General features: G+C 65.0%; 13 protein-coding genes. 6 read left to right on the top strand and 7 right to left on the bottom strand.

What is annotated here, in order from left to right:
* Positions 1 to 229 precede the first annotated feature (229 nt).
* The 4 genes from F7O44_RS19010 (at position 230) to F7O44_RS18995 (ending at position 5350) form a co-directional block, all read left to right on the top strand.
* On the top strand, positions 230 to 1345 hold the full coding sequence (locus F7O44_RS19010) for a FecCD family ABC transporter permease (protein ID WP_222851498.1): 1116 nt from the start codon (positions 230 to 232) through the stop codon (positions 1343 to 1345).
* Positions 1342 to 2166 carry an ABC transporter ATP-binding protein gene (locus tag F7O44_RS19005; protein ID WP_162451827.1) on the top strand — a complete coding sequence of 275 codons (825 nt, stop codon included), beginning with the start codon at positions 1342 to 1344 and terminating at the stop codon, positions 2164 to 2166. Before F7O44_RS19010 ends, F7O44_RS19005 begins: the two co-directional genes overlap by 4 nt.
* Positions 2163 to 3236: an ABC transporter substrate-binding protein gene (locus tag F7O44_RS19000; RefSeq protein WP_222851497.1), complete on the top strand. Its 1074-nt coding sequence runs from the start codon at positions 2163 to 2165 to the stop codon at positions 3234 to 3236. Before F7O44_RS19005 ends, F7O44_RS19000 begins: the two co-directional genes overlap by 4 nt.
* Before the next feature lie 269 nt (positions 3237 to 3505).
* Complete coding sequence (locus F7O44_RS18995; protein WP_162451826.1) at positions 3506 to 5350, top strand: SpoIVB peptidase S55 domain-containing protein; 1845 nt, start codon at positions 3506 to 3508, stop codon at positions 5348 to 5350.
* A 226-nt stretch (positions 5351 to 5576) separates the two neighbouring features.
* Here the strand turns inward: F7O44_RS18995 and F7O44_RS18990 are convergent, their stop codons facing one another.
* The 7 genes from F7O44_RS18990 to gatC form a co-directional block, all read right to left on the bottom strand.
* The gene (locus tag F7O44_RS18990) at positions 5577 to 6323 is read right to left on the bottom strand and encodes a M50 family metallopeptidase (protein ID WP_162451825.1); all 747 of its coding nucleotides are present in this window, start codon (positions 6321 to 6323) and stop codon (positions 5577 to 5579) included.
* Positions 6324 to 6541: 218 nt separating this feature from the next.
* Complete coding sequence (locus F7O44_RS29450; protein ID WP_187361436.1) at positions 6542 to 8248, bottom strand: hypothetical protein; 1707 nt, start codon at positions 8246 to 8248, stop codon at positions 6542 to 6544.
* A gap of 882 nt (positions 8249 to 9130) precedes the next feature.
* Positions 9131 to 10603: a hypothetical protein gene (locus F7O44_RS29445; protein WP_187361435.1), complete on the bottom strand. Its 1473-nt coding sequence runs from the start codon at positions 10601 to 10603 to the stop codon at positions 9131 to 9133.
* Between the two features lie 422 nt (positions 10604 to 11025).
* Positions 11026 to 12543 carry an Asp-tRNA(Asn)/Glu-tRNA(Gln) amidotransferase subunit GatB gene (gene gatB / locus F7O44_RS18975; RefSeq protein WP_162451824.1) on the bottom strand — a complete coding sequence of 506 codons (1518 nt, stop codon included), beginning with the start codon at positions 12541 to 12543 and terminating at the stop codon, positions 11026 to 11028.
* Positions 12543 to 12761 carry a hypothetical protein gene (locus F7O44_RS18970; protein ID WP_162451823.1) on the bottom strand — a complete coding sequence of 73 codons (219 nt, stop codon included), beginning with the start codon at positions 12759 to 12761 and terminating at the stop codon, positions 12543 to 12545. Before F7O44_RS18970 ends, gatB begins: the two co-directional genes overlap by 1 nt.
* A gap of 102 nt (positions 12762 to 12863) precedes the next feature.
* Positions 12864 to 14396, bottom strand: coding sequence for an Asp-tRNA(Asn)/Glu-tRNA(Gln) amidotransferase subunit GatA (gene gatA / locus F7O44_RS18965; protein WP_162451822.1), 1533 nt, complete (start codon positions 14394 to 14396; stop codon positions 12864 to 12866).
* Entirely contained in the window at positions 14393 to 14692 is a 300-nt protein-coding gene (gene gatC, locus F7O44_RS18960) for an Asp-tRNA(Asn)/Glu-tRNA(Gln) amidotransferase subunit GatC (RefSeq protein ID WP_162451821.1), read from the bottom strand. The genes gatA and gatC overlap by 4 nt, the downstream gene beginning before the upstream one ends.
* A 215-nt stretch (positions 14693 to 14907) precedes the next feature.
* On the opposite strand from gatC, the gene F7O44_RS18955 reads away from it, so the two are divergent.
* Together F7O44_RS18955 and F7O44_RS18950 are read left to right on the top strand one after the other, a co-directional pair.
* Positions 14908 to 16395, top strand: a complete 1488-nt coding sequence (locus F7O44_RS18955; RefSeq protein ID WP_162451820.1) for an acyltransferase family protein — start codon at positions 14908 to 14910, stop codon at positions 16393 to 16395.
* A 5-nt stretch (positions 16396 to 16400) separates the two neighbouring features.
* Positions 16401 to 17765, top strand: coding sequence for a sensor histidine kinase (locus F7O44_RS18950; RefSeq protein ID WP_162451882.1), 1365 nt, complete (start codon positions 16401 to 16403; stop codon positions 17763 to 17765).
* Positions 17766 to 17935 lie beyond the last annotated feature (170 nt).

The following is a 17935-nucleotide window of genomic DNA, read 5'->3' as shown; positions in this document are numbered from 1 at the left end:
TAGAGCGACTCTTCCCAGCGCAGGACGCGACGTCGATCACATGCGAGCACCACCACCAGCAGGAACGCGGCATCCGGCCACATGACAGACACCGTACGCACCAATCACGGTTTTGACCGATGCGCGCCTTTCGCCTAACGTAACGACAACCGTTGTCATTATCGTGGTCGCATGACCATGTGAGCATGCCTGCCCCGCCCACCGTCAGCCCCCGCAGAGAGACACATCCTTGCCGGTCAGCCCACCGAATGCCGCCAAGCCCGAGCGCAAGCAGGCTCGACCCGCTCTTCGCCGCCGTTCCTCCACTGCGCTGGCCGGTATCAACGCCGTATTGATCGTCGCCATCGTCGCCACCGTCATCCTCTCGGGCGCCACGGGGCCTACGGATGTCACCTTCGTCGAGTCTTTCAAGGTCGTCCTCGGACACCTGCTCCCGGACATGAGCTGGATGAGCGACGGCTCCCTCACCCGGCTGCAGGACCAGGCGGTCTGGGACTTCCGCCTACCTCGGACGCTGCTAGCCGGGCTGACCGGCGCCGGGCTCGCGCTGGCCGGCGCGCTCATGCAGGCCATCGTCCGCAACCCGCTCGCCGAGCCCTATATCCTCGGAGTCTCCTCCGGCGCAGGTGTTGGCGCCGTCCTGGTCATCACCCTCGGCTCGGCGTCGCTCGCCGGGGTGACACTCAGCACCGCGGCGTTCATCGGCGCGCTGGTGACCACCATCGCCGTTTACCTCCTCGCCCGGCAACACGGCGTGCTCGCGCCCACCAGGATGATCCTCACCGGTGTCGCCCTCGGATCACTGCTCAGCGCTGTCACCAGCTACCTCACACTGACTACCGAGGCGCAGAACGTGTTCAGTGTGCTCTTCTTCCTGCTCGGGTCGGTCTCCGCAGCGACCTTTCACCAGCTGATCGTCCCAGCCGTCGCGCTGACGATCGTCAGCCTCTACGTCTTCACCCGGCCACGCGCCCTCAACGCATTGCTCGTCGGCGACGAGTCCGCCACGGCGCTCGGCGTCGACGTCAACCGGCTTCGTACCTACTTGATGATCGCAGCCGCGCTGCTGACCGGCTCCGTCGTCGCGGTCAGCGGTGGCATCGGCTTCGTGGGGCTGGTGATTCCGCATATCGCGCGCATCATCGTCGGCACCGACCACCGCCGCATGCTCCCGGTCACGGTCCTCGGCGGCGCACTGTTCCTCATGCTGGCCGATCTGCTCGCCCGCACGGTGGCGCAACCGACAGAGATTCCCATCGGCATCATCACCGCGGTGGTCGGGGCACCGTTCTTCCTCTGGCTGATGCGGCGCGGCCGGGCGGCACGGGCCGGGATGCAACGATGAAGGTCCGGTTCGACCACGTCGGGATCATCCTGGACGGCACCGAGATCGTGCGCGACGCCACCTTCGCCGTCGAACCTGGTCAGTTCGCCGGGCTCGTCGGCCCCAACGGCAGCGGAAAATCCACGTTGCTGCGCAGCCTCTACCGGGTAGTCCGGCCAGAACGCGGCACCGTCCACGTCGGCGATCTCGATGTCTGGCGCACTCCCCTGCGTACGGTTGCCCAGCACATCGCCGTCATGACACAGGAGTCCAACGCCGACTTCGATCTGGACGTCCTCGACGTCGTACTGCTCGGCCGGATTCCACATCAGCGCGGCTTCGGCGCCGACAGCGCGTACGACCTCGACCTCGCCGAGCGGGCACTGCGAGACGTCGGCGCCGCACACCTGACCGAGCGGGCGTTCGCCGCGCTCTCCGGCGGCGAGAAGCAGCGCGTGTTGCTGGCGCGGGCCATGGTGCAGGCAAGTCCGGTGCTCGTTCTCGACGAACCGACCAACCACCTGGATATCTCGTTTCAGCTGGAGCTGATGCGCCTGGTCGGTGGCCTCGGCCTGACCACCGTCGCCGCCCTGCACGATCTCAATCTGGCGGTGGCGCATTGCGACATCATCGCCGTCATGGACCACGGACGCCTCGTCGCCAGCGGCGCCCCGGCGGACGTGCTGACAACCGAACTCATCGGCGATGTGTTCAAGGTCCGCTCACGCCGGTTGATCCATCCCGACACTGGCGGGTTGCTGATCGCTTTCACCCCCGCGGGCAACGCGTTGCCCAATGGCCATGCACCACGTACCCAAGCAGAGAGGAACCTCAGCTCATGATCCGATCCACCCGACGACGATCCACCCGGCGAACCGCCCTGGCCGGCGGCGCCGTAGCCGCCGCCATGCTGCTCGCGGCCGGTTGTGGCTCAAGTGTGAGCGACGGCAACGACGACGCGTCGACCGCTGGTGATGAGAACAGTGTCGAAAACGGCAACGACGACGAGGATGCCACCGGCACTGCGATGACCATCACCAACTGCGGACGTGAATTGACGGTCGAAGATGCCCCCAACGCCGCCGTCGGGCTCAGCCCATCGCAGACCGAGCTGTTGATCCGTCTCGGCCTTGGTGACCGGCTCGTCGGTCAGGCTCAGACCAGCACCGCCCCCCTTCCCGAGGACATCCAAGCCGAGGCAGCCGACGTTGCCGTGCTCAGTGATGAGGCACCGCCGACCCGCGAGATCCTGCTCGGCGCCGAGCCAGATTTCGTCTACGCCCCCACCAGCTACGAGTTCACGGCCGAGCAGGGCTTCGCCAGCCTCGAACAACTCGAAGAGGCTGACACGATCGCCTACATCGCCACAGGTGGCTGCTTCGACCGGCGTATGGAAGCCGTCGTCGAAGATCTTTTCACCGACCTGGAGAACATGGGGGCAATCTTCGGCGTTGAGGAGGCCGCACAAGGCATGATCGAGGACGCTCAAGCAATCCTGGACGACGTCGCCGCACGCATCGACGGGCTGGAACGGCCGAGCGTCGCCCAGGTCTACGTCGAGGGCAACACACTGACCGCGATCGGCGCCGGAGTCGAGTACGACATCATTCGCAAGGCCGGCGGGGACAACGTCTTCGGCCCCGACGACGACGCGTTCGCCGACTTCTTCGCCGCACAGATCAACCCCGAGGTCTTGGCCAACGCCGACCCCGAGGCGCTGGTCTTCGCCGTCAACGACGACGGCCACGAGCAATCGACCCGCGACTACCTGGAGTCGACCTTTCCAGACATGACAGCGGTGACCGAAGGCCGAATGATCGCTATCTCCGGTGCGGACGCTTACCCTGGCACGCTCGGCAATGTCAACGTCGTCCAGCAGATCGCCGAAGGACTCTATCCCGACGCGTTCTGAATAGCAGACCTCGGAAAATGGGTACCCTAAGCGACGCATCTGACATATCGACGTAACCCTCTCAGAGCCCCTCACGGCGGATCGAACGATCTTCGAAAAGTCGCTGATTCAGTCCACTGACAACGTGTATGAATGTCGGTGAGTGCGTCCGAAGGGACGTGCCAGCCTGACCCGAATTGCATTGTCCGTTCGCTCTTCAGCCGATATTTCACTATTCGGTATGCGCTCTGTTCATGCGCGGTCAGGCGCCTGAAATGAGGGAGCGTCAATTGAGCACCACCACCCGCCCAATTCATGCCCGGCGGCGGATCGCCACCGCGGGAGCCGCCGTCGGGGTGACCGCCATCATGACACTGCTCGCGGCGGGAACCGCACCGGTGACCGCCGGACCGGAGCCGGCCGCGGCGTTCGACCCCTGCCCCGCCCCTTACCCCGTCGCGGAGCTGGCTGAAGGCATGGAGGCCACCGGACTCACGGTCGAACGAGGCACTGAGCCTGAGCAGTTCACGGCCACCGTCGTCGGTGTCATCGACAACGGTGTTGGCCCGGACGCTGACATGATCATCGTCGAGACAGACTCCCCCGCCATCGAACGGGCCGGTGGTGTCTGGTCCGGAATGTCCGGCTCCCCGGTCTATGCCGCGGACGGCCGCCTGATCGGCGCTATCGCCTACGGCTTCTCCGCGGCTCCGTCCCCCATCGCGGGGGTCACACCAGCCACCGATCTAGAACGGTTGCTGGGCAGGCAGGGGACGTTGCCCAAGGCTGAACCGGCCCACGTCGAGGTGCCCGCGGAGCTTCAGCAGCGTTTGGTCGCATCCGGCGGGCTGACCCCGGCGCAAGCATCGGCCGGCCTGCGACAGCTCACGCTGCCGCTTGCGGCCTCTGGAATCAGCAGCCACCGCCTGGACGACGTCTCCGAACGTCTCGGCGAGCACTCCCTGAACGTCCACACCTACCCGGCCGGATCCGGCAGCTCAGACGAGCCCGGCTCGCCCGCCGACATCATCCCGGGTGGCAACCTCGCCGCGGCCGTCTCCTACGGCGACGTCACGATGGCCGCGATCGGTACCGCCACCTCGGTCTGCGACGACGACAAAGCGCTCGGCTTCGGCCATCCTTTCCTGTGGTCCGGTGCGTCGTCGCTCGGCATGCACCCAGCCAGTGCGGTGTTCGTGCAACGAGATGACACATTCGGTTCGTTCAAAGTGGCGAATCCACACGGCGTCGTCGGGACTATCACCCAGGATCGCCAGGCTGGCGTTCTCGGCCACATCGGTCCGGCGCCGTCGGCGACTCCGCTCACGGCAACGGTGACGACGGACGAGGGCGCAAGCCGCAGCGGTACCACCAATGTCACGATGCCTGGCTTCTTGCCGGACATGGCGATCTTCCATCTCTGGGCCAGCTTCGACACCGTCCTGGACCGCATCGGGGCAGGCACCGCAGACCTGCGCTGGGTCGTCGAAGGCACGAGAGCCGACGGGGAGATGTTCTCGCTCGATGTACAGAATCGGTACGCCAGCCAGGGCGACATCGCTGAGGAAGCGTCGTACGACGTCTTCGAGCACCTATGGACCATCCAGGAGAACGAGTTCGAGAATGTGACCATCACGGGCGCGGATTTCACCGGCGAACTCTCCAGCGAGTACACGCACTACACGATGTCATCGGTCGAAGTCCGTCAGCCAGACGGTTCGTTCGCGCCGCCATCGTCTGACACGCCCTTCGAGGTGGACGCCGGCGCAGAACTCGAGATGCGTGTCGAGTTGTCGCCGTTCAAGAACATCGGAACAGCGCGCACCATCGAACTCAGCATGGATATCCCGGAGGACAGCGCGGGCGCCTTCGGTTGGGTCGACGTCGCCGGAGGGCACAGCCAGGAAGATTGGGACGAGGAGGCACCGGGCGGCTCGTCGGACGATGCCGCCAGTTTCGACGATCTCCTGCGCAGCCTGAGCACCATCGTGCCCAACAATGCCGTGGCAGCCAGCCTGCGGATCGAGGAGGCTGCCGACAATCCCGGCACCGCCGTCACGCAGTCGGTTCACGAGGTCGTCGACGAGGTGGTCAGCGGGAACTTCTCGTTCCCCGTCGAGGTGAACCAGCCCTAGCCTGGGGCCAGACCCGGTATCAGCCTTCGCGGCGGACCAGCCCGCGAGCAGCGACTGGTCCGCCGCAACGCCGTACGAAGCGCGCGGGCCTCGCCACACCGTTTCCAATGAACGCCGGCTACCGCCAGCTCAGCAGCGACCTCGACCAGTTACGCAGCGAGATGTCCACATGGGGCGTGTATGCCGGGCAAGACGGGCAGACGCAGGGCTAACGGCCGATCAACGGTCATGAGGCTGGCCAGTCGAGCACATCCAACACTGTCGTGACGCCGAACCACGCTGCCGCAGCAATCACCACGGCGAATGTGAAGAGCCAGAACGCTGCCGGAAGGCCGCGGACTCGCCTGGCCATCATGTAGGCGTCCGAGCGCGACATTCCGCGACGGGTGAGATGGCTGCGGGTCACCGCCCACCACGCGCGGACCGCGCCGACGATCAGCAGCCAGGCGAAGGCGAAAACCACGACGTTCTGAATCAACGGATCCGCGAACCACGCCACCAGGCCGAGCACGATGCCGGTGGCGAGCACTACGCCGACGGTGTGCCAGCTCCGGGAGAAAAGAAATGTCAAGGCCATCCCGACGACGAGCACCGCCAGAGCGACTCGCGCCCACCCCTGCGACACCGCCCACATCAGCCCCGCACCAACTACCGCGGGCGCGGGGTACCCCCACCACAAGGCCCACAGAACACGGAACGTCCCCTTGCCAGCGAAGTTGGTCGCGCCAGACATGTCGCCGTTCACGGTGATGCCGTGCACGCGATACCCAGCGACGACGGCGGCCAATGCGTGCCCGATCTCGTGCACGATGGTCACCGGATAGCCGATGACGTTCCAGGTGACGCGGTGTACGGCGAGCGCGATGGCGATCACCGCGACGGCCAGAACCTGCTCCTCCGGCATCGAGGCGAGCGATTCGTCCAGCCGGTAATCCGACAGCCAAGCCCAGATGTCGACGGTGAACCTCCTCATTGCGCGGGTTGGCTCCCGGCGGCGCACGACCATATGTAGCCGCCGGGAAGTGCGAGAACGTGCCAACCCTACGGGGTCCTGATCACCTTCTGATCACGGCCGTCAGTTGATCGGCGATGCCAGCCGCCATTCCCGTTCTGCCGGGTATCCCGCGGAACAAAGCAGCTGAGGTCCGCACCCACGGCGGGTGCGGACCTCAGCGTCGTTCAGCCAGGAGCTCAGCTCTTCAGCAGTGCACCCTTGCGGTTCACGGCCAGTGCCGCGAAGCCACCAGCCAGCATCAGCAGCACGGCCAGCATCACCAGCTGGCCAGAGCCGGCACCGGTGTCGGGCAGCTCGTCGCCATTAGCATCAGCATCCGCATCCGCATCCGCGTCAACGTCGGCATCCACGTCCGCATCAACATCAGCATCCACGCCCGCGTCAACGTCGGCATCGACATCAGCGTCCACGTCGGCATCAACATCAGCGTCAACGTCCGCATCCACGTCCGCATCAACATCAGCGTCAACGTCCGCATCCACGTCCGCATCAACATCAGCGTCCACGTCCGCATCCACGTCGGCATCAACGTCCGCATCCACGTCGGCATCCACGTCCGCATCAACATCAGCATCCACGTCAGCGTCCACGTCGGCATCAACATCAGCATCCACGTCAGCGTCAACATCAGCATCGACGTCCTGCTCGTCCGGCGGGTAAATGCCACCCTCCGGAACCTCGGCGTAGACGTCGGGGAAGCTCATGAAAGAGGCATGACCGCTAAACAGTTCAGTGTCCGGCAGCGGGAAGGTTCCCGGAATCTGGACGGTGAAGTCCAGGAGAATGCCACCGAAGCTGAACCATGCCGAAGTGCCGTCCTCAGCGACCTCCTGGTCGATGATGTCGGCGAACGCAGCCGTGAGAACCACAACCGGGTTGTCCTCCGACGGCAGGCTGATCGTCTGCGAGATGCCGGCGTCCAGCTCAATGCCGCAGTGACCCTCGTCGCCAATCTCGGGGAGGACACCAAGGTCACACGGAACCAGCAGTGCCAGCAGCGGCCACTCCGGCTCGGTGCCGACCTCGCCGCCATCAATCGCCGCACCGCCTGGTTCACCGTTCGCGTAGGCTCGCATCCTCGCGATGTTGTCCTCGCCGCTGCCCGGGACGATGCCGACCGAGACACCGCCGTTGTCGACGCCACCGAAAAGGTCAACGCCAGCGAACTCACCCGAGATCTCGGAGTAGGCAGCCAGACTGCCATCCTCCTTCACCTCAGTGCCCGCCTCGGTGTACATCTGGGCAGCCTGGGCCTGGATCAGATTCCCGTCCAGCAGGTCACCGGGAATCGGAATCGGCAGGATCCCTCCCCCCAAGATGTCCCCCAGATCCAGGAGCTCAAGGTCTCCGGCCACAGCGTCGACCCACGCGAGCTCTCCATCGACACCGGGAGCGAGGAACTCATCGTCCCAGTTCGCCTTGCTGAGGCCATGGATACCCCGCGCCGAGCCGAGTCCACCGAGATCAACGTCCAGACCGGGGCTCTCCGCCGGCTCGTCCATCTGAGGCAACGCCTGCTGCTCGGTCACGTAGATGTCCAGCGGCCCAACGCCCAAGCCCTCGATCTCCGCGAGTGCGCCGTACGCGTGGCTGTAGACCTCGTCTCCAAGGTCGAGGCCATCAGAGTCCACCTGCGTACGTACGGCCCCAATCTTGGCCGAGCCACTCAGCAGCTCGCCAAGATCCGGGAGATCGCCTCCGGCGCTGAGCTCGAGGTTCAGGTAGCCGCCATCCGCACCGGCTTTGAAGCTCCCCATCCCTTCGGTGTCAGGAGGTGCGGCTGCGACGTGAACCAAAGACACGCCAACAGCGCATGCGGACGCGACGCCGACGGACACGAATGTCCTGGCCGCGCGCTTCCTCCGCGGATTCGTTACAGTCATTCCTTTTCTCCCTAAGAGAACTGTTGGTAACTCACTTACATGATCACTCGTAGACTCAAGATCATTGACAAGCAAGATGATCCTCCAACGAGCACCGAGGCTAGACGGTACCGGTTCAGCGGGGCCGTCGGCATTATGAATGCCGAAGATCGACAAAAAAGATTCCGGGAAAATTTCTTTTTTCTCACTCAACACCCAGTTCGAACATAGCCACTATTTAGGACGGACTCGGACAACACAGAATGGATGTAGTGGGCATATGTGAACGAATCGGTCGGCAAACCCATACGAGTACCCCAAGATCCGCCTGAGTCGCTGTTGCCGATTCGTTATCCGGCTCGGCGTGCCGAGATCGCGAGCAGACGAATCGGCCCCGTCGCGATGGACACCGATCTCAGTCCCGACGCCGAGACGTGCAATGTGCACAGTCGGCAGCAGCCACGAACGCAGACGTAGACGAGATATTGACATTTACGATGTATCCACCCACTTGCGACTCTTACAAAGAGTGACTCGTCAGTGAAGTTCATCGAATGTCGTCGACAAACCATTCCAAGCTCGTTAGTCTTTCAACAAGCGTGCAAGATTCTCCCCAAGATATTCTTCACGCTTGGAGGTTAGGAATTACACTGACTCTCCACGGCAGCGCCCCCTGGGCTGTAGATCTGGTATTCCCGGATCGGCCCAGGGGGCGAACCTTTCTCACTGGATGCCCATGTTGCATGATGACCACTGAGATGTGGCCCGAGCGCATCCCCTGTTCATGGCTGTCGCGCGACCCGGCATGTCATTCGACGCTCGGCGTGCTCAGAAGCCCATCGCGAAACAGCTGAGGTCCGCACCCACGGCGGGTGCGGACCTCAGCGTCGTTCAGCCAGGAGCTCAGCTCTTCAGCAGTGCACCCTTGCGGTTCACGGCCAGTGCCGCGAAGCCACCAGCCAGCATCAGCAACACGGCCAGCATCACCAGCTGGCCAGAGCCGGCACCGGTGTCGGGCAGCTCGTCGCCATTAGCATCCACGCCCGCATCCGCGTCCGCGTCAACGTCCGCATCAACATCAGCATCCACGCCCGCATCGACGCCCGCGTCAACGTCCGCATCAACGTCCGCATCGACGCCCGCATCCACATCGGCATCAACGTCCGCATCAACATCGGCATCAACGTCCGCATCCACGTCCGCATCAACGTCGGCATCAACGTCCGCGTCAACATCAGCATCCACGTCCGCATCCACGTCAGCATCAACGTCCGCATCAACGTCCGCATCAACATCAGCATCCACGTCCGCGTCAACATCAGCATCCACGTCCGCATCCACGTCGACGTCGATCTCCTCTTCCTGCATTGTGTTGCAGGAAGAGTAGTAGGCCTCCTGACCGCTGGTCAGCAGGTTGACCGGGCCTTGCCACAACCACGGCAGCAAGCAGGCGTTGTTCAGGATGTTGATGCCCTCGCCGCTACCGGATGTTCCAGTGCCATTGCAGGCCTCGTAGTAAGCCTGCTGCCCATCGGTCAGCACGTTGAACGGGCCCTGCCACAACCACGGCGCCGCGCAGGCGTCATTGAGGATGTTCGCGCCTTGGGCTGTCAGGGTGCCGTCGTTGTTGCAAGCCTCGTAGTACGCCTCCTGGCCATTGGTCAGCAGGTTCAACGGGCCCTGCCACAACCAAGGAGCGGCGCACAGGTTGTTCCCGATGTTGATGCCCTTGGCCTCCAACATCTCGCCGTCGGCCGTCGTGTCTTCATCGACCTCGACGACCGAGCCATCGCTGTTGCAGGCCACGTAGTGGGCATTCTGACCCTCGGTGAAGACGTTGATCGGGCCTTGCCACAACCACGGCAGCACACAGGCGTTGTTCAGGATGTTGATGCCGCCGTCGGCCGAGTCGACGTCGGTGTGGCACACAACGTAGTACGCCTCCTGGCCGCTGGTTCCACCGTTGACGGGACCCTGCCACAGCCATGGCGCGATACAGGCGTTGTTCAGGATGTTGATGCCCTCGCCACTGGAGGTTCCAGTGCCGTTACAGGCCTCGTAGTGTCCGGTCTGGCCTTCGGTCAGCACGTTGAAGGGACCCGGCCAGTACCACGGAAGCAGGCAGAGGTCGTTTCCGATATTGATGTCCGGAAGGTCCAGTCCGTCGAGAAGGCCCAGACCAGCCGCGACATCGGCAGCGTCCAGCCGCTCGATGTCTTGAAGTACGTGAGATTCCGAATCATCTAGTGCCGTCGTGGTAGGCACGACGAGCTCAGCGGCCTCGTCGGCGCTGATAGCTGTTGCTGCGGCGCTCATGGTCAGCGAGACGGCGATCGCCGCCGCACCGCCCGCGAGGCCACGCAGGACTCTGTTCACACGTTTCTCCTCTAGAGAAGTTCAGACTTGACGGCTTCATCAGTGCGGCCGCCACAGAGAAGAGTCGGGCAGCGATGCGGCACTGTCAAGTACATCTCCACTAGTTGTCATTCACGCGTGAAGGGAGTCAAAAACTGCCCGTTCTCGTTAGTTAATTTCCACGCGACGCGCCAAGACATAAACGGGACATAAGAACTTTTACGAGTGAATACAGGCTCCTAAATTCATGCCTGCCTAAATGGGAATAGAGCACCAGAAGCGAAAAAGCACGCCCAACCACCCTTCTGGCACCGGCTAGGAACGGGTGCGGCTGGGCGAGTGCGCGCGGGCATGACCGGCATCAGAGCGCAAACGAGAGGCCGGCGACTGTCGCCGCAGGACGACGGGCACCGGCCTCCGAAGAGATGAGTTGGGTCAGCGTGTCAGCCGCCGAGCCGCTCCATGATCAGCTCCCGCGCCCGCTTGGCGTCGGCTTGTCCTCCAGTGGACTTCATGACCGCGCCGATCAACGCACCAACCGCGCCCATGTTGCCGCCGCGGATCTTGTCGGCAACATCCGGCATAGCGGCGATGGCATCGTTGACGGCAGCGCCGAGCGCGGCGTCGTCGGACATGAGGGCCAGCCCGCGCGAAGCGACGACCTCGTCCGGGGAGCCTTCACCGGCGAGCACACCTTCCACCACCTGGCGGGCCAGTTTGTCGTTCAGCGTGCCTTCGCCGATCAACGCTTGCACCCTGGCCACAGCAGCCGGCGTGATGCCGGCGTTGTCCAGCCCGGTGCCGCGCTCATTGGCAGTCCGGGCGATCTCACCCAGCCACCATTTCTTGGCACCCGCGGCGTCGGACCCGGCGGCTATCGTCTCCTCGACCAGAGCGACGGCACCGGCATTGACAACATCGCGCATCTCCAAGTCAGTGAAGCCCCACTCGGCCTGTAGCCGCGCCCGACGGGCCGCGGGCGGCTCGGGAAGTGTCTGGCGTAGTTGATCGACCCATTCTCGCGACGGTGCCACCGGCACCAGGTCGGGCTCGGGGAAGTACCGGTAGTCTTCGGCTTCTTCCTTGACCCGCCCGGCAGTGGTCTCGCCGGTGTCCTCGTGCCAGTGCCGTGTCTCCTGCACGATGGCCGTGCCGGCGTCCAGCACCGCCGCTTGGCGGCGGATCTCGTAGGTGACAGCCCGTTCGACCGACCGAAGCGAGTTCACGTTCTTCGTCTCGGTGCGGGTACCGAACGCGCTGGCCCCCTTCGGCTTCAACGACACGTTCGCATCGCAGCGCATCTGACCGAGCTCCATACGCGCCTCGGATACACCCAACGCACGAATGAGTTCGCGTAACTCAGTGACGTACGCCTTGGCGACCGCGGGCGCCAGTCCAGGATCGACCTCGATCGGCTTGGTGACGATCTCGATCAGGGGGATACCGGCGCGGTTGTAGTCCAGCATGGAATGGCTCGCACCGTGAATCCGGCCGGTAGATCCACCGACATGCAGCGACTTGCCGGTGTCTTCCTCCATGTGCGCGCGTTCGATGCCGATCCTGAAGGTCTGTGGGCCGTCATCGGTGTCGACGGTGACATCGGTCCAGCCGTTGAACGCGATGGGCTCGTCGTATTGCGAGATCTGGAAGTTCTTCGGCATGTCCGGATAGAAGTAGTTCTTCCGGGCGAACCGGCAGGCCTCGGCGATCTCGCAGTTGAGGGCCAGCCCGATCCGGATGGCCGACTCCACCGCCGTCCGGTTAACCACCGGCAACGATCCGGGTAGTCCGAGGCAGGTAGGGCACACTTGAGTGTTCGGCGCACCCCCGAACTCGGTGGAACAGCCACAGAACATCTTGGTGACGGTGCCCAGCTCGACATGCACTTCCATGCCCATGACCGGGTCGAACCGAGCGATCGCCGCCTCGAAACTCGGCAGTGCGGTGGTCACAGCAGGCATCAGGAGGCGTCCTCGAGTTCAACGATGCGGGAGTGGTCCTCGCCTTGACGTACCTCGCGTACGACAACCGCGATAGCGACGGCAACCGACGCAGCGGCCAAGCCCGCGTCCACCATCTTCAGCGTGTCACCTTCTCGCCGGGCCTTCGTGAACGCTCGGACCGCACCGCCGGCGGCCAGCGCCTGGCTGGTGAGTTTGATGATGTGCTTGATGTTCATAACAGCTTCACCTCACGTACGCTCCGCGTGTTCTTCCCGGCCCCGACCCTACGTCCTGCTGAGAGAACGCCGACGCGCACACTCGGCAAGCCGCTGTGTTCTTCACGACGCGCCCATGGCGGGTGCCTTGTCCAGCAAGTACCCACCCCACTGCGAGACAAGCGCCTGCTCGACGGCCGCCCCGACTCGGTACAGGCGGTCATCGCTCATCACCGGCGCCATCACGTGCAAGCCGACTGGCAACCCGTCTTCCTCGGCCAGTCCGCACGGGAACGATGCCGAGGCGTTGCCGGCCATGTTGCTCGGGATGGTGCACAAGTCGTTCTTGTACATGGCCAGGGGGTCGTCCACCTTCTCGCCGATCGGGAACGCCGTTGTGGGCGTCGTCGGCGAGACCAGCACGTCGACCTGGCCGAATGCCGCCTCGAAGTCGCGTGCGATCAATGTGCGCACCTTCTGCGCCTGACCATAGTAGGCGTCGTAATAGCCTGATGAGAGCGCATATGTGCCGAGCATGATCCGCCGCTTCGCCTCAGCACCGAACCCGGCCCCCCGGGTCAGGTTCATGACCTCCTCGGCGCTGCGCATGCCGTCGTCCCCCTCGCGCAGCCCGTAACGCATGGCATCGAACCTGGCCAGGTTGGACGAGACTTCGCTCGGCAGGATCAGGTAGTACGCCGGCAGCGCGTACTTGAAGTTGGGGCACGAGACCTCGACAACCTCGGCTCCGAGTTTGCCGAGCAGTTCGACAGCCTCGGTGAACCGGGCCTCGACGCCGGGCTGGTAGCCCTCGCCGCCCAGCTCACGCACGACGCCGACCCGCAGGCCGGAGAGGTCGCCGTCGGCACCACGCCGCGCCGCGGCGACGACATCGGGTACCGGCTGGTCGATGCTCGTCGAGTCAAGCGGATCATGACCGGCGATGACGCCATGAAGCAACGCGGTATCGAGAACCGTCCGGGCACAAGGACCGGCCTGGTCCAGACTCGAAGCGCAGGCGATCAGCCCGTACCTGCTCACGGCACCGTAGGTGGGCTTCACGCCGACCGTGCCGGTGACAGACGCGGGTTGCCGGATGGAACCACCGGTGTCGGTGCCAATGGCGAGCGGGGCTTGGAACGACGCCAGCGCCGCCGATGATCCGCCGCCGGAGCCGCCCGGAATCCGGCTGAGATCCCACGGGTTGCGGGTGGGCCCGAACGCCGAGTTCTCCGTCGAGGATCCCATCGCGAACTCGTCCATGTTGGTCTTGCCCAGGATGACGAGCCCGGCCGCACGCATCTTGCGGGTGATAGTCGCGTCGTACGGTGGACGCCACCCTTCCAGAATGCGCGAGCCCGCGGTGGTCGGCATGTCTGAGGTAGTGATGACGTCTTTCAGCGCCAGCGGCACGCCGGCCAGCGGGCCCAGCTGCTCACCGGCGGCTCGGCGCGAGTCGACATCCGCCGCCGCGGCCAGCGCGCCCTCGGCATCGACATGCAAGAACGCGTGCACACCCGGCCGGCCGTCTCCCACCGCGTCCACCGTGGCGATCCGGTCGAGGTGCGCCTGCGTGACCTCGACCGCGCTGACCTCACCCGTCGCAACCGCGTCGGCCAACTGAGCAGCCGTTCGCCTGGTCAGGTCCTCCGTCACTGTTCTTCTCCCAAGATCTGGGGCACCCGGAACCGGCCGTCCTCCGCTTCAGGTGCGCCGGACAGCGCCTGCTCAGCGGTCAAACTGGGCCGCGGCTCGTCGGCGCGGAACACGTTGGTGACCGGAAGCGCATGCGAGGTGGGCGGGATGTCGTCGGCCGCGACCTCGTTCACCTGCGCCACCGCGCCGATGATCTGATCGAGCTGGCCGGCGAGGTGATCGAGCTCGTCGGGCTGAAGATCGAGGCGAGCCAGGCGCGCAAGATGCGCGACCTCGTCGCGGCTGATCGAGGGCATACGGCTAGCGCTCCTCTAGAAGAGATCCTGGTGTTCAGCGCCCAGGTGCATCGCAGTGCTGGACTCCTTTGACAGAGCCGGGAAGCCCGGTCCCTGGCATCTAGATCCTACGGCAGGTAGGGCCAGCCCCACCCAGGCGCCGCCAGGAGGCCGTACTTCGAGGACGCCAGCTGGCACCGATGTGCATGACGCCGCAGTTCACAAGGCTTGGATCCATGCTCAAACCACTGGAAGCCAGCCATCCGAGTCCCGGCACAGGCCGCCCGTCGCCCGGACCGGACCGGCGTCGTGACCCGTTCGTCGATGTCTTGCGGGTGACCGCGATCGTGCTCGTGGTCGCCCAGCATTGGCTGATGCCGGCTATCGCCTACGACGACGGGGTGCTCACTACGGGCAACGCGCTGGCCACTCCAGGAGCGTGGGCCGTCACATGGCTGAGCCAGGTGATGCCGCTGGTGTTCTTCGCCGGCGGTGCGGCAGCCGCCTACAGCCTGATCCGCCGGCCCGGTTTCGGGTCGCGCTCGCGACCGATCGGCCTCTGCCATGGCTGGCTGGACGGACGGCTGCTACGACTTGTGGCTCCCGTCGTGCCGCTGATAGCGCTCTGGCTGCCACTTCCGCATCTGCTGCTGGCACTCGGTGTACCCGCGGATCCAGTGGAGACCGGCTCCGCGCTGGCCGGCCGTCTGCTGTGGTTCCTGGCGCTCTATGTGCTGATCACCGCCTTGACACCCACGCTGTTACAGCTGCACCAGAGGCTCCGCGGAGCTGAGATCGTGCTGTTGGCCGTTGGTGCGCTACTGGTCGACGTCGTCCGCTTCGGGTTCGCCGGCGGTACCGGCATCGTTGGCTACGCCAATGTCGCGTTCGTCTGGATCGCCTGCTACCAGCTGGGCATCGCCTACTCCTCGGGAAGGCTGCGCTGGATGAGCGGCTGGAGGGCGCTCGTCGTCGCCGGGCTCGGTCTGTTCGCAACCACGCTCGCGGTAGCCGCCGGGCCATACCCGGGCAGCATGATCGGAATGCCCGGCGAGCCGGTGTCCAACATGAACCCGCCTACATTCGCACTGCTGACCGTTACCGCGCTGCAGCTTGGTCTGGCCCTGGCCCTACGGCCGGCGCTCGAGAGGTGGGCAGCCTACCCGCCGGTAGCTCGTGGGATCGATTGGCTCTCCGCCCGCCTGATGACCATCTACGTCTGGCACATGCCCGCGCTGATCGTCGTCGGCGGCGTCAGCGTCGTCGGATTCGGATGGGCGACGCCCGCGCTGTTGAGCGCCGAATGGCGGCAGGTCATGCCGCTATGGCTGGTGAGCCTGTCATTCGTGTTGGCCGTATTCGTCCGGCTGTGTTCTCGCGTTGAACGCTCGGTGCGAACGGTACCGCCCCGGCACAGCTGGCCGGTCGGCGTCGCGACCGTACTCATAGGACTGGGCTTACTGATGTTCGCGGTGAACGGATTCTCCCCAGCACTCGCTACGCACCCGCTCGGACCGGTAGGCGCGAGCCTGGGCGTCGTCACCGGGGTCGGTCTGCTCTTGATCAACCGGAAATCGCGGCCTACCGCACGGCCTGCGGTTCCACGCCCTCGCCCAGTCGCGGCCCCAGCCCGCGTCGGGCCCGGAGTGGGGGTAGCCCCACCAACTATTCACCAGTTGACCGGCTCGCAAGGCCAGCCGGAACGCGAGAAGGTAGGAGTGTGAACACGATGTATGGGTCCACAGACCCCGCAGGAGCCGGCTACGGTTACTCCCCTGGCACCCCAGGTGCCACCCCCCAGGCCTCGCACGGACCCGATCGGGCGTCTCGCCCGCCGCGGCCACGGGCCGGCTGGCGCCAGGCAGGCAGCGACCTGCTGTACCTGCTGCCCGGTCTGCCGATCGCCATCGCGTCCTTCACCCTCATGGTCACCGGCTTCTGGCTCGGCGTCGGGCTGATCCCGCTCGCCCTGGTCGGTCTCGTGGTCTTACTGGTCACCTTGATGACCGCCCGTGGATTCGCGGCGGCGGAGCGAAGCCGCGTCAGTCTGCTCGAGGGCAGGAGGGTCGGACCCGCTTACTACCGGCACCCGGAGGAGTCGGGTTTCTCACGCATTCTCGGCTACTTGCGCGATCCGCAACTGTGGCGGGACTTCTTCCACGGCATCATCATCCTTCCGGTCCGGGTGTTCACCTGGTCTTTCACCATCGCGTGGACCGCCGCGTCGTTGATGATCACCTACCCACTGTGGGCTTGGTCGCTGCCGCACGACGATGACGAGCAGCGCGGACTGGCCGACCTTGTGCTGGGCTGGGACTCGTTCGCCGCCGACGTGACCGTCAACACCGTCATCGGCGTCGTATTCGCCATAACCCTGCCCTACATTGTGCGCGGCCTCGCCGCCATCGAGTCGGCCCTCGCCTGGACCATCCTGACCAACGAGAACGCCGCCTTGCGGGCACGCGCCGACGAACTCACCCGGAGCAGGCAGGCCGTCGTCCAGGCCGAGGCGGACACACTGCGCAAGGTCGAGCGCGACATCCACGACGGCCCCCAGCAACGGCTGGTGCGGTTGACCATGGACCTTCAATCGGCCCAGCGCCGGCTCGACGACGACCCCGAAGCCGCGGCACCGCTCGTCAAAGGCGCGCTTCAGCAGACCCAGGAAGCCCTTGCCGAGCTGCGAGCGTTGTCCCGCGGGATCGCACCGCCGATCCTGACCGACCGGGGACTCGCGGCCGCGCTCGCCGCGGCGGCTGCCCGCTGCCCGGTTCCGACGACCCTCGACATCCAGTTAGACGCCGACGAACGGCTCCCGACAGCCGTCGAGAACGCAGCGTATTTCGTCGTCACCGAGTCGCTGACCAACGTCGCCAAACACAGCGGCGCGACCAGCTGCGAAGTATCGGTCTTCACCGCTGGGGACCTGCTGTGTATCCGGGTCGCCGACAACGGTCGCGGCGGCGCGCATATCGGCAAGGGGCACGGGCTGGCCGGGCTCGCCGACCGGCTCGCGGGTGTCGATGGTGAGCTGTCCCTCGACAGTCCCTACTCCGCCGGCACTGTTGTCAACGCGGACATCCCGGTCAGATGACCCTGCGCTAGCGCTCGACTTCAATACCGCCAGGTGCCATTGACACCGACTTCAATACCGCCAGGTTGCGTCATCTCCTGTTATCAGGCCTGAACGCGACCTGGCGGTATTGAAGTCGAGCGTGGCGTTGCTTGGCTTGGTTCCGCGCGAACGAAAGATGCGCGTTTTCC

The organism is Phytoactinopolyspora mesophila, assembly GCF_010122465.1.
In the GTDB taxonomy this organism is placed as follows: Bacteria; Actinomycetota; Actinomycetes; order Jiangellales; family Jiangellaceae; genus Phytoactinopolyspora; species Phytoactinopolyspora mesophila.
This window is presented reverse-complemented; position numbering and strand designations above follow the sequence as displayed.

What these genes read in the sequence shown, in the direction of transcription:
- gatC (WP_162451821.1), bottom strand. Translation starts at nt 14,692, where the DNA reads ATGCCCTCGATCAGCCGCGACGAGGTCGCGCATCTTGCGCGCCTGGCT.
- F7O44_RS18950 (WP_162451882.1), top strand. Translation starts at nt 16,401, where the DNA reads ATGTATGGGTCCACAGACCCCGCAGGAGCCGGCTACGGTTACTCCCCT.
- F7O44_RS29450 (WP_187361436.1), bottom strand. Translation starts at nt 8,248, where the DNA reads ATGACTGTAACGAATCCGCGGAGGAAGCGCGCGGCCAGGACATTCGTG.
- F7O44_RS18970 (WP_162451823.1), bottom strand. Translation starts at nt 12,761, where the DNA reads ATGAACATCAAGCACATCATCAAACTCACCAGCCAGGCGCTGGCCGCC.
- F7O44_RS18955 (WP_162451820.1), top strand. Translation starts at nt 14,908, where the DNA reads ATGCTCAAACCACTGGAAGCCAGCCATCCGAGTCCCGGCACAGGCCGC.
- F7O44_RS19000 (WP_222851497.1), top strand. Translation starts at nt 2,163, where the DNA reads ATGATCCGATCCACCCGACGACGATCCACCCGGCGAACCGCCCTGGCC.
- F7O44_RS18990 (WP_162451825.1), bottom strand. Translation starts at nt 6,323, where the DNA reads ATGAGGAGGTTCACCGTCGACATCTGGGCTTGGCTGTCGGATTACCGG.
- F7O44_RS19005 (WP_162451827.1), top strand. Translation starts at nt 1,342, where the DNA reads ATGAAGGTCCGGTTCGACCACGTCGGGATCATCCTGGACGGCACCGAG.
- gatB (WP_162451824.1), bottom strand. Translation starts at nt 12,543, where the DNA reads ATGCCTGCTGTGACCACCGCACTGCCGAGTTTCGAGGCGGCGATCGCT.